Raw genomic sequence first — 13,299 nt, 5'->3', positions numbered from 1 at the left:
TTGGTTGCACGTAAGTGATTTTCACTTGAATAAACGACACCCAGGCAGAAGTGAGAACGATTAATGATCTATGGTAATCTTGAATCAGTGTATTCTCAGCCTGTGAAAAATTCGATAAGTCGTGAGTGCAGAGCGTTCTGATACAGCATGTTTGAAATCATCAAAGGCCGATCAGCTGCTAGGGGAGTTCTACATTAATAAAACCTGTTACTCCAAAGCCAAAGTATTAAACACCTAGAAAATTTTAAAATTTTCTAGGATACCAAGTTTGGTTAATCACGAAGCAAAATAGCTGAGCGCTTTTTGATAATGGGTAATAGGGAATAATAAATTCCCTATTACCCATTATCAAAAAATATAATAGCGGTTGGCGTGGTTGACTGTTAATTGTTAAACATTGTTAAACATTGTTAAACATTGTAGGCAAAGCATAGTCCCATAAATAAAAGGTCGTCCAGATCTATTATTTTGTTGCGGTCACAAAAAACTCAGTCGAGGCAGTAGCCTGATCGCTCCTGCAAATAAATACCCTCTAAGGCTTGATCAAATTTATTTCTAACTTCCGATAGGTTTTGACTTGCCGCAGACGCTCTAATGGTGGATAGAGAATCATCACAGCTAAGGGAACTGCTGTAACTAAAATGGCGATCAGTACCAACACATTTAAAAATCCTAGCTTTAAACCGATACCTAAACTAATCCCCAAGGCTACCGATAACACAGGCACTCCTAGGGCTAAGATTTTACTAAACCCACGCTTTCGGCAGCTTTGAGCTACTCCTTCCCCTTCAAAGGCTGTCATAAACACTACCGCATCCACGACTGCAAAGGTAGCAATTGCGCTATCCGTAGCGCGAAACTTGGCACCAAATCCAGCTACCAACAGGGCTGCTACTCCAGCAAAAAACACTGCTGCTAGGGTATCCATAGCCTTTAACGGAATACTAAACCTGGCTCTGAGTCTTGCTACCAGTTTCGAAATCACCCCAGATGTCACAGCCGCAGTCAATCCCAGCATTGCCACCAAGACTGAGACAAAAGTTGCGATCGCAATCCCGATTGTCCCACTGTTACTAACAATTCCCTCCCAAGCCGTAGTTTCTACCCACGTAGCTGTCGTAGCTAAGCCAATCAATAGCGCTAGGGATAGATAGGGAAGTTTTTTCGTGGCAATTGGTACCGGAGCAGTATGGATTTTCAGGGGTAAAACCTGAGTTGAGTGTTCAGCATTAGTGTGAATTAATACCTCGCGCTCATAGGTTTGGTCTGCCATCAGCTTACTGGTATCTATCGTAATTTGGCACAACCCTTGATTACCATTAACATCAGCTGTGTCCAATCGAATCCAGTCATGGAAGTAGGGAGTATGGGGTGGGTCACTGACATGGGGAGCAATTTGCCAGCGGCTTTCTAAGGCTGTGTCTGGAACTGTATTACAAATCGTGATAGTTTTTGTCAGTTTTTCCCCTAATTTTTTAGCCCTCAACTCTAGATAAGGTTGGGATAGTTTTGCCTCTGGAATCCGGATGACGTAGATTGGCTTAAGGGCTTCTAAAGCCGTTTCAGCATCAGGAAAACGGTCTTTATGTTTCAGCTCTACCATCCTTTTCAGCCACTCCAGCCAACTCAAACTTACTTGAGGTAGAAGATGCTGAAAATTGAGACAATAGTCTTCATCAATTAAGGTATTAATCGTAGTCGATGGAGTACCAGTGAGTAAACAAACCAACGTCGCTCCTAACCCATATAAGTCTGACGCTTTACTTAGGGCTTTATCAAATAACTGTTCCGGAGCCATAAACCCGATCGTGCCTTTGGCTACACTACTCACCGCTAGTTCACTATCACCAATCCGAGCCAAGCCGAAGTCTACCAGGAAAACATTGATCGTCTCATCTACTAAGATATTTTCTGGTTTGATATCTCGATGAATGATCGGAGGAATCCGATGTTGTAGGTAAACCAGAATATTGAGTAACCCAACCGCGATTTGCTTAATCTCCTCCGGGTCAAAACTACGAGGTACAGCCAGGGAAGGAGCATGTTTGTATTCCTGTACCAAACAACAGCCCCTAGTGGTTTGAAATGACCCTAAGTAACGGGGGATACCGGGATGATTCAGTCCCCGCAACACTTGAATTTCCCCTTCTATGGTCTCATAGTCTGACCAGTTACTGTTGCGTTGAGCAAACTGAAACTGCTTGATCACTACCAATTGGTGATTGACCTGGTTTCGGGCTAGGTAGGTCACTCTCCCACCAGCGCGATTATGACCCAATTCCCTGATCACTTTGAAATCATGACTGGATAAGTCTAGAAAATTGCTCATGAGTCTATCGGGTACATCAGAGTCAAGCTACGCAGCAATGGGCAAGTTTTAATCGTAAGCATTCAGCCGTCAGCCGTCAGTGGTCAGTAGTCAGTAGTCAGTAGTCAGTGGTCAGCCGTTGGCCAATGGCCACTCAAGTAGCGTGCGCGTAGCGCATAAGTTGAGAGCTGAGAGCTGAGAGCTAAGAGCTGAGAACTGAGAGCTGAATGGTTACTTTTAATCCTTTCAGTTAGGCTGGGCTTACCGTGCTTCTATTTACGATAGCTTGCTAATTGGGGAACGGGAGCGACTAGATAATTTTTTTAATATGGTGGTAATGACAGGCGTTTCTACTTCTAACTGGGTTTTCCCTGATGTCCTATGAAACTGATCAAACGCACTACTCTCCATTATCAAGCTGGTAACTCAGATAAAATCTACGAAGTTGATCTCTGTGATATCGGTAACGAGCAGTATATCGTTAACTTCCGCTATGGACGCCGTGGCAAGACCTTGAAAGAAAGTTCAAAAACTGCTCAGCCCGTAGCTTTAGCTAAAGCACAACAAGTCTTTGATCAGTTAGTTGGCTCAAAAATTAAGAAAGGCTATCAAGATGTAACTGAGCCATCAAGTAGTCAGAGTCAAGAAGAGGTTAATGACTTAATTACCAGTACCAATGACCCACGCCATCAAGCCATTCTCAACGCGATCGCTTTTGGCACGGCAGAGCCGAACGCAAATCCAGATAGTACTAAAGGCTCTAGTAAATGGTCCCAAACCCGAGCGATCTGGCGGGCTGGAGAATTGAAAATTCGTGAAGCTACGCCCTTAATTATCCCTCTGATTGGCACTGATCAACCCTTAAAAGACTACTGCATTGCTTGGGCTTTGGGATGGTGTGGTGATCAGCATGTAATTCCTCATCTCCAACGCTTGTATGAAACCCCTTCAACTCCAGACTTTGTCAAGCGGATTGCTTGGGAAGCCTGGATGAAACTCTGTGATCCATCAACTCAAGAACGGTTGCGCTCTCAACAGATAGAGCAATTGCCTTCAGAATTGCAATCCCATATCGAAACCGATAATCCTGCTGACTTCTCTAATGCCCTAGTTACCTATCTAGACAGTAACGACTATACTCGTTTTGGTGTCCTCGATACCCTATATCAAATTAATAATGCTCAAGTGCGTCCAGCACTATTAAACATCTTACGCACTGCTCCCCTACGCCCCAACTACTTCAAAGCCATTCGGCACATATTCAAGATTGCCGAATATCGACAAGATGCCGAAGTATTTGGCATGATCGCCTACCGCCTAGACACCGAGCCACCAATGTTTCGTCAGTCTTATTGGCATCGATATTACTGGGACAGAAATAGCCGCAAATATCTTCCCCGTTCCAATTACCTCGGTAGTCCTGATGCGAAACGGGCTTACAGCAACGTAACTCGTGACTATCTACGGCGGCGGGTATGGCGGACTCTCAGGAAATTGGGTGAAGAATGCGATCGCAATTACATAAATCTAGCCCTAGAAGTATTACTGAAATATTCTGATTCTGATGCCGTACCTGCCAGAACATCAACCTTCTATCGCTGGAACTACTCAAACTGGAGTCGCACCAGCTACACTCGCAACTGGGACAGCTATGCCGGTTACTTAACCTTTAACCATATTCTATATACCAATAGTCCCCGTTACCTATTAATGCCCAACAGCCAGGCATGGCGTTGTCGAGAAAACTACAAACCCGGTGATCCAGAGCCAGATGGGCGAGAAGAAGCCTTTCCTAAACTTTGGGAACAACATCCAGAGGCACTGCTACAGTTATTATTACAAAGCCACTGTCATCAAGTTCATCAGTTTGCCGCCAAAGCCTTGAAGGTATGTCAGTCATTCTGTAATCAAATTGATACAGATACTGTAATCAAACTAGTTAACAAACCCTACCCAGTAACCGCTCAACTAGGCTTTGAACTAGCAACACAAAAATATAATTCCGATAATCCCGACAATCCTAACCTAGACTTATTACTTGCCTTAGCCAACTGCCAGTTTCCACCAGCTCGTACTCAAGCCCATCAGTGGATACAAGCAATACCAACTCACTTGATTACCGCCAGCCAGCTGATCATCCCTTTAGTGATCAGTCAACACTCCGATACCCGTACCTTTGCCCGTCAGTTACTGACTCAATCAATAGTAAGTGAAGCAACAGCCAAAGTATTAATCGGGCGAATGATTGCAGCAGTACTCGCACTAGAACCAACTCAAACCGATATCGGCAAAGACACTGCTCAAACCCTGCTTCTAGGTTTTACCCCCCAACTCCGGACATTGGGTATGGGAGTAGTACTAGATCTGCTCCAACACCCCATGCCAGAAATTCAGGAATTGGGAGCAAGAATCCTATTCAATCACGAAACTCCTGCCGCTGACTTACCACCCAAATTAATTGAATCACTCCTCAACGCTTCCCATCAGTCAGTGCAAGGGATTGGGGTTCAGATTTTCGGTCAACTTCCCGATCAACGGTTGCTACAAGACTACGACTTAGTATTAGCGATCGCAACCAATCAACAACCACACTTGCGTCAAGGTATTCGTCCAGTAATTCAGCGCTTAGGACAATTATATCCAGAATTTGTAACTCAGCTAGCCACAGAAATCATTACCCTATTGCAGCTACCAGAAAGACATCAAGGTGTTCACCAAGATTTAGTCCAACTGCTACGAGAAGACTTACCCAGCTGGATGACTATGATTACCAAAGACAACGCGATGGAACTTCTCCAAGCCAAATCATCAGCCGCTCAAGAATTAGTAGGATTAGTAATTCAAGCTAACTATACCACTTGGGGATTAGAATTAGAAACTCCTGACATTGTTAAACTAGCCAATCATGAAATCCTATCCGTTCGTCAAGCCGCTTGGACAATGATTGAGCAAATCATCAACCGTATCCGTAGCAATTCTGAAGACATGTTAGCCGCAGTGCGATTACTAGAAGCAAAATGGCAGGATTCCCGAGAATTTGCTACAAAACTCTTTAGCAAACAAATTACCGAGCAAGACTGGACACCTGAAGTCATGGTCAGTATTTGTGACAGTACTCGGGATGATGTTCGTCAATTTGGGCGGGATTTAGTCCTACGTACCTTTCAGCAGAGTTATGGTCAAGATTATCTCCTCAAATTTAGTGAACATCCTAGTCAAGACATGCAGCTATTTGCCACTAACTATCTAGAACAGTATGCCCTAGATAATCCAGACCGTTTGCAAGAATTAATCCCTTACTTTATCAGTATTTTGTCTCGGGTGAATCGCGGACGAATTGCTAAACAGCGCGTCTTCGCATTTCTAGAATCTGAAGCCCAAAAAAGTCAAGCAGCTGCTAAAATAGTAGCAGAAATATTAACACGACAATCCATCACAATGGCTATTGGTGATAAAGCCCGTTCAATTCATATCATGCTTAAAATTCACCAAAACTATCCTACTATTCCTCTTCCCATTCACGTTAAACCAGTCTCCGAATTAAGAGGAGTGTAGGAATTTATAATTTGTTGATTTTAGGGAGTCGGGAGTCGGGAGTCGGGAGTCGGGAGTCGGAAGTCGGGATAGTAGCATAAAACCTATAAAATTTTCAAATATATCCTGATAGCTCATTAAACCAAATAATGATTGATTATAACACCAAAAACTATTATTATCTATTTCCTAATTTTTCCGATTCCCAATTCCCGATTCCCAATTCTAAATTCTAAATTCTAAATTCTAAATTCCCGATTCCCTCCTTAACAATTAAAAAAATACTTCAATACCCTAAAAATCATGGAATTTAACTACGCCTACAAAAATAGTACAGCAATTAGCGATCGCGGCAGCAGCACCCAAATGTCCTTCTCCCCAGACACCAAGCGTCCTCCCACCTACTTCATTGGTGAATTAGGCAAAAATGTAGCCTTTCGAGAAGCCATCAGCGCCCTACATGACGTAGTAGTTTCCGATTTACGCTTCAAACCCAAAGACAGAACCGAGTATAAACAATGGCGTGCTAACCAAGACCAACAAGACTGGCAACTCATAGCCGCACAACGCCAAGACCTCGCCAATAAAATTCAACCCTTACAAGCAGAACTAACTCAATTAAATCAGAACCGATATCAACGATTATCCACCTTTTATAAAGCCAGACAGCAGTACTACAATTATCTCTATGAGAAAGACCGTGATGCCTGGTTTGTCCTCGATCCAGTAATTACCGTTCATCCCGATGAAGTCTTCTTTGAATGTTTCAGCCAAGATGAATCCAGTTATGGGCGACTAGGAGCCAGCTACGAAGTTTTTAAAACTATCAACGAATTCGCCTGCGGTACAACAAACATAGATTACTCCGCCGCCCTTTACAACGAATTTCAAAAAATCCGCAGTTACAAGACAACCCAATTTGAAATTGATCCCTCTGGTTTTGAAGTCAAAACGACCCATGAAGCAGCATTTAAAGAAGTCAAAATTGACCTACCAGACAGTTGGGTAAGAGGATTTCTACAAGTCAGTTCCGCCATGGCCTTACCCGCCACCACCTTTGACTTGCAGCCCATGGATATTCACAATATCTGTTTTGTGCTGCGTCGCCACAAAGAAAAAACTGGCCCACGGGGAATGCGTTACCATCTCAAACCAGGAGAACCCGTGCGAATAGTATTTGAGCCTTGGAACATCGAAGTAGTCTGTTCGCGATCGCCCTATCAAGGTTCATCAGAACAGGTCATCCGAGTTTGGGGACGCCGCCGCCTCCACATCCTAGAACGTCTTATCCCCATTGCCAACAAATTTACCATTCACCTACTCGGAACCGGTATGCCATCCTTTTATGTAGCTGACCTAGGGGATATGTCCTTTACCCTCGGCTTATCAGGATGGACAGCTAACGATTGGGCACAAGCGGGTAACTTTGACTTAATGGCACCCCGTGCAGATGTAGACCAGTGGACTCAACAACTCATTTTTGACGCACTCAGAGAAAACTGGGTCGAAAGTCCCCACAGTCTCGCCCAGCGCTTAGACTTAAGTCCTACTGCTGTCCTAGGTGCCTTAGGAGCTTACACCCAAGCCGGACGAGCCATTTACGACTTAAACAAGCAAGTATATCGAGTCCGGGAACTATCTCGAGAGCCCTTACCCATGGAACGGTTACGGTTTGCCAATCAGCGAGAAGAAACAGCAACCCGCTTCTTAAATAACAATGCCGTACAAGTAACCTCAGTAAAAGACGCTGGAGGTACACTCCAGCTACAGGGAAATGTCACCGATAAAAGCAAAACCTATAATCCCGCTTTGACAATTGATCCCGATGAGCGTATAATAGCAGCTGAGTGTACCTGTAATTGGTATCAGCAAAATAAGCTGTACAAAGGTCCTTGTGAACACATTCTGGCGTTGCGGATGCAGCACGCTCGTCAGTCTCAATAAATCACGTCCATTCCAGCAGTTGGTAAACAGCCTTGCAATCTGGGCGGTGGATCGCCGTCCCTGCGATAAGTTCAACCACGCATCACTAGCCTGCTCGTGACTGTGCGGGCTATCGGGTGCTATCGCTATTACGGTTTCGTTTTCCTAAAACTAATTAGCGATAGCACCCGAGCCCGCTTGAGTTGAGCAGTCTAGTCCGAGGGAGTTTACGAAGGGGTAACCAACGGATTGGGCGTGTTTTTTTGGTGTTGCTTAATCTGGGAATGGTTAACCAGAAAAGGTAATTTTTTGATATTTGAAATAATAAATAAGAAGGGCATTGCTTGATTGAGCAATGCCGATACTTTTGCTCCATCTTGGATAGTGAGTTGAAGAATTGATGGTAGAATTACATTCTCTTTTACCTAACACTAATTAATCGAGGTGTCCAACTAACCATAAAAAAACTATTAACAATTAACGATTTAGGTTCCTCCAATCTGAATATTGCGCACCCGCACCGGGACACAAGCATGGGTCATTTGAGCAATTTGTATCGGTTCGCCTTTACCACACATATGGGTACCAAACTGCTCCTGTTCCGAAGCTACTCCAATGGCATCAATACTATTCCAGAAATCAGTACTCATAGAATGATAGGTGACATCCTTGAGCATGCCCACTACTTTACCTTTCTCCACCTTCCAGAAAGCATCTCCACCAAACTGAAAATTACGTCGCTGCTGGTCAATGGAGAAACTACCTCTACCATCAATTAAAATCCCTTCCTCAGTCTCAGCAATCATTTCTGCGAGTGTGGCAGAGTGACTTCCTCCCTCTGCTCCCGGTTCCAACCCTAAATTAGGAATCCGCACCATCGGTACACTTGACCAACTATCCGCGTAAGCGCAACCGTTACTACTGGCATTACCTAGTCGATAAGCGGTTTCCCGGTCAGTGAGGTAGTCTACTAAAATGCCATCCTTGACAACATACCAATCTTGTGCAGGTACCCCCTCATCATCATAGCCTAAAGTACTACGTCCCCCCGATTGAGTGCGATCGCATTTAAAATTCACCCAAGGAGCAGCATATTGCAGCTTGCCCAATTTATCAGTAGTCGCAAAGCTAGTACCAGCAAAATTCGACTCATAGCCGTAGACCCGATCCAGTTCCGTAGGGTGTCCCACCGATTCATGAATCGTTAGGTGGAGATGACTAGGCTTCAGAATCAGAGTGCTGCGAATACCAGAAGGTCCTTTAGGAGCATGAACCTTCTCTATTGCTTCTTCTGCTACCCGTTCTACCTGATTCAAAAGGTCTGGGGGTTGAATATGCTCGTAACCGATATTTAAAGGTGGACGCTCATAGCTACGGCTTTGAGCATCCCCATTAGCAACTGCTGTACAACCCATACCTGGATAGCTGCGGTAGATAGTCTGTTCAATTAGGGAATCAACAGTAGACGCAAAAATCTTGTCTTCACGAGTAAAACGCAGGAAAGAGTAAGCCTTTTTAATTCCGCGATCGCTATAGCTAAGCAATTGATTATTGATACGCAATAGTAAATCTGCTTTCTCAGTAATTGGTATAGTAAACGGGTCAATTTCGATCGGAGTAATATAGGTATCGCGATAGGCTTCTACTGGGGCTAATCTTACCTGTGTTTGCTGAGACAGGCGGCTACCTTTAGCAATCTCCACAGCTAAAGCCACCATTCGTTCCACTTCCTCTGGAGTTTTATAGGGACTAGCCGCAAAGCCCCAAGCGCCCTTTAGTAACACTCTTACTCCAAAACCAGAACTAACATTATCACAGAGTTGGCTAAGGGAGCGATCGCGTGCGGTTAAGTTCTGATTACGGTAAGTACAAATACGGATATCTCCATACTCACACCCAGCTTTACGAATTAAATCAATCCCTAGTGTCGCCAAGTCTCTCGCCAAGTCAGTAGTCGTAATTGGTGCTAAGGCTTTTATCATTGTATGTAAAGTATGTAAATAATGTTTAAGAACAATGCCTAATATGGATTAAAGTTGCTATAATCGCACTGGCTAGATTATGATTAACCTAGCCCTCTCCTCATTTTAATAAACGTCAGTAAAATCAAGGTCGCTGGTTGTAAGCATTCAGCCTAATCCTAAAAGCAATAAGAACCAATAATAAATCAGCGTCTTTCTGGTTGTCCACAATCAATCATGTACTCCCACCCCTGGGTCAAATGCCTGAGTTTTCCTTGATTATTGATATCAAAACTATCGGCTAATCTCAAATAGCTTCAGGAATTATACATCTAGTTAGCTGGTAATAGTTAATTGGCTCCCGATTATCCATTACCCATTAGCGTTGACCACAAGGTATTCGTATTTAACTTGTTACCAATGGCGACCTGTCATCCCAGCAGGCGGAACCAGTTACCCTCTATTATCTTCCTAAAAAAAATTATATAAATTAGAATTTATACAGATTACAATTACTTAAAAAAAACTATGCTTACTGGTTCAATGTTAACAAAAATAATCACAATTTTTACCGCAATGGGAATGAGTGTACTTTTAGTAAAATCAGATTTATACAAGAGATTTAACCCTGAGCAATCTTACGCCACAGCAAATAACTACCATACCCAAGAAAACAAAACTGTAACCAAGATGGAATTTGGCCAGACTAAAGATGATCAGAAAGTTTATCTCTATACTTTAACCAATACCAATGGTTTAGTAGCTAAGATAACCAACTATGGTGCGACTCTTACTGAATTACACTTGCCTGATAACAGCGGTCAGCTAGACGATGTAGTGCTGGGATTTGATAGTCTAGAAGATTATTTTACGGCTAAGCGCTACCTATATTATGGTGCAATTGTTGGTCGCGTCGCTAATAGGATTAAAGATGCTCAGTTTACTCTCAATGGTGAAAAGTATGAGCTAGCTGCTAATGCCGGTTCCCATCACATACATGGTGGTAAAAAGGGTTTTGACAAAGTGGTTTGGAAAGCTGAACCGATTAACAGTAGCCAAGGACAGGCACTAAAACTAACTTATCTGAGTCCTGATGGAGAAGAAGGATATCCAGGTGATTTGACAGTTACAGCCATTTACACTCTGACTAACGATAATCAGTTAAAGCTGGAAATGACTGCTACCACTAACAAACCTACTCCTGTCAACTTGGTGAATCATTCCTATTGGAACTTGGCTGGTCATGGTTCTGGGAATATTCTAGGACAATATTTAACGATCAATGCCGATAGATATACGCCTACCAACGAACAGCGAATCCCTACAGGAGAGATTAAATCAGTTAAAGATACACCTTACGACTTTACTCAGCCTCAGTTGATTGGAGATGGAATTAATCAGCTTAGAAATACCCTAAAGCAAAACTATCCAGGAGGCTACGACCTCAATTATGTCTTGAATGGAGAATCAGAAAAAATCAAACTCGCAGCTACTGTATATGAACCAAAATCTGGTCGGGTGATGGAGCTTCACAGTAATCAGCCAGGAATACAGTTTTTTTCGGGAAATCTTCCTAAGCTTAGAACTGTGGGTAAAGGAGATGTTGTTTATACAAATCATCAAGGTTTGTGCCTAGAGACACAACATTTTCCTGACTCAGTCAATCAGCCTAACTTTCCTTCGGTTATCTTGCATCCAGGTGAAACTTACCGACACCTAATGGTTTATAAATTTTACACCAAACAAAATAATCTAGGAGAAATTATTGCTCCCAATACTCAAGTTGAAAAAGTAGCAGGAGGTTTTAAGTTTACTGAAGGACCTGTTTGGCATCCCGACGGCTTTCTGCTATTTAGTGACATCCCAGCTAATACCATTTATAAATGGCAACCAGATCAAAAAACCGAGATTTTTCGTCAACCTTCTGGCAATGCTAATGGTAATACGTTAGACCGCTCAGGGCGTTTAGTTACTGCCGAACATAGTAATCGTCGTCTATCCCTAACACAGAAAGATGGAAAAATCATAACTCTAGCTAGTCACTACCAAGGGAAGCGGCTGAATAGTCCCAACGATCTAGCAGTCAAATCAGATGGTAGCATCTATTTTACTGATCCTCCCTATGGCATCAAATCCGAACAAGAAGAATTAGGGTTTTATGGTGTTTATCGTCTAGCACCAGATGGCACACTAACCCTGCTAGTTGATGACTTTGTTCGCCCTAATGGTATTGTCTTTTCCCCAGATGAAACTAAATTATATGTGAATGATTCAGAAAGAGGTCATATTCGGGTTTTTGATGTCAAGCCAGACGGGATGTTAGAGAATGGAAAACTTTTTGCCGAACTGAAACCTCCTAGTAAAGAGGGGGCAGCAGATGGTATGAAGGTAGACATCCAAGGAAATGTTTACAGCACTGGACCTGGGGGAGTTTGGATTTTTGATCCCAGTGGCAACCTACTGGGCATTATTGAAGTGCCAGAAGCTCCCGCTAATTTAGCCTGGGGTGACAGTGACTACCAAACCCTTTACATTACAGCAAGAAACAGTCTTTACCGTATTCGTCTTAAAATTAAAGGGATGCCCTAGAAAGTTATAGCAATTCTCCTGGATTAATCAGATACTTAGTAGGAGTATAGAATTCATAATTCAAATTAATGGTAGTGGTACACAAGTAGTGATCGATAACAGAAGCGTCTAAACCTCGTCTATTTTCTGGAGATGTCTACTGAAGATAGTTCAAGATTGAGTGCATACATCTCACCCTGGAAGCGCATAAAAATATTCCATACCTCTTCAGTCACCATATAAACTAGGCTACGGGAAACTTCTATCTCATCCAGACGGCGGGCTAGATGGATAGAATCTCCAGCATGATCCGCTTCTACCACGCTATGTAAGGTGAGCCAAGTTAGATCATGCTCAGAAATTTCCTGAGTCCGCATGATTTGCTCATTGAGACATTCATTGAACTTCTTGGCGTAAATCTCTTCTACCAAAAATGCAGCGATGATAATAGTCGGATCAGGAGCATTAAAATAGCCTTCTAGTCGTTGTCTGAGTTTTATCCCAGGTGAGCTAATGTTCAGAGCATCCATTTTCCCGGTAGCAATTGACTCTGGTTGCCAGGGATAAAAGGCATGATAAAAGCGATTATATAGTACAGTATGACACTGTTCAGGATTTCCGTTCCCAAGTTCATCATAGAGCTGTTTTACAAGTAAGCAACGAATAACATTATCGTCGATTCTAGACACAGCACTAGCGAGCCAGCGGACAAACTCTGCAGTAATCCCCTGAAGATTATGGAGAAGCAACCAAATACTGGAAAGATCGATAGGCCTTGAATGCAACCACTGGAAGTAGTCATTTATTATATCTTTTTGCTCGTAAAAATCAATGAGTGCTTCTAGGCTTTGGTAATTCCGATCTGGAGTAGTTGAGTTATTCTCAGGAAAACTCAGAGACACTGGTGATTCTTTCTGAGAAACCGAATGAAATGTAACCATAAAAAAATTGTATCTTGTTAAAAAAGTTAGCCAAAAACATCAGTATAATATTTACTATAGTAAT

At 42.9% G+C, this 13,299-nt stretch carries 6 protein-coding genes; 3 read left to right on the top strand and 3 right to left on the bottom strand.

The genetic code is table 11. The features are described from left to right. Positions 1–532 precede the first annotated feature (532 nt). Positions 533–2,329: a serine/threonine protein kinase gene (locus F6K63_RS08790; RefSeq protein WP_287311743.1), complete on the bottom strand. Its 1,797-nt coding sequence runs from the start codon at positions 2,327–2,329 to the stop codon at positions 533–535. Between the two features lie 360 nt (positions 2,330–2,689). On the opposite strand from F6K63_RS08790, the gene F6K63_RS08785 reads away from it, so the two are divergent. Together F6K63_RS08785 and F6K63_RS08780 are read left to right on the top strand one after the other, a co-directional pair. Beyond that, positions 2,690–5,863, top strand: a complete 3,174-nt coding sequence (locus tag F6K63_RS08785) for a WGR domain-containing protein (protein WP_287311740.1) — start codon at positions 2,690–2,692, stop codon at positions 5,861–5,863. 282 nt (positions 5,864–6,145) lie between these two features. Beyond that, the gene (locus F6K63_RS08780) at positions 6,146–7,786 is read left to right on the top strand and encodes an SWIM zinc finger family protein (protein WP_287311737.1); all 1,641 of its coding nucleotides are present in this window, start codon (positions 6,146–6,148) and stop codon (positions 7,784–7,786) included. 464 nt (positions 7,787–8,250) lie between these two features. Here F6K63_RS08780 and F6K63_RS08775 read toward each other — a convergent pair whose 3' ends face one another. Beyond that, the gene (locus F6K63_RS08775; protein WP_287311735.1) at positions 8,251–9,747 is read right to left on the bottom strand and encodes a TldD/PmbA family protein; all 1,497 of its coding nucleotides are present in this window, start codon (positions 9,745–9,747) and stop codon (positions 8,251–8,253) included. 507 nt (positions 9,748–10,254) lie between these two features. Here F6K63_RS08775 and F6K63_RS08770 point away from each other — a divergent pair. Next, positions 10,255–12,315: an aldose epimerase family protein gene (locus F6K63_RS08770; protein WP_008184864.1), complete on the top strand. Its 2,061-nt coding sequence runs from the start codon at positions 10,255–10,257 to the stop codon at positions 12,313–12,315. Between the two features lie 119 nt (positions 12,316–12,434). Here F6K63_RS08770 and F6K63_RS08765 read toward each other — a convergent pair whose 3' ends face one another. Then, entirely contained in the window at positions 12,435–13,235 is an 801-nt protein-coding gene (locus tag F6K63_RS08765; RefSeq protein ID WP_287254906.1) for an iron-containing redox enzyme family protein, read from the bottom strand. Between the last annotated feature and the right edge of the window lie 64 nt (positions 13,236–13,299).

This window comes from Moorena sp. SIO1G6 (assembly GCF_010672795.1).
In the GTDB taxonomy this organism is placed as follows: domain Bacteria; phylum Cyanobacteriota; class Cyanobacteriia; order Cyanobacteriales; family Coleofasciculaceae; genus Moorena; species Moorena producens.
Note: the sequence above shows the minus strand (reverse complement) of the source record. Positions and strands in the feature narration are given on the sequence as shown.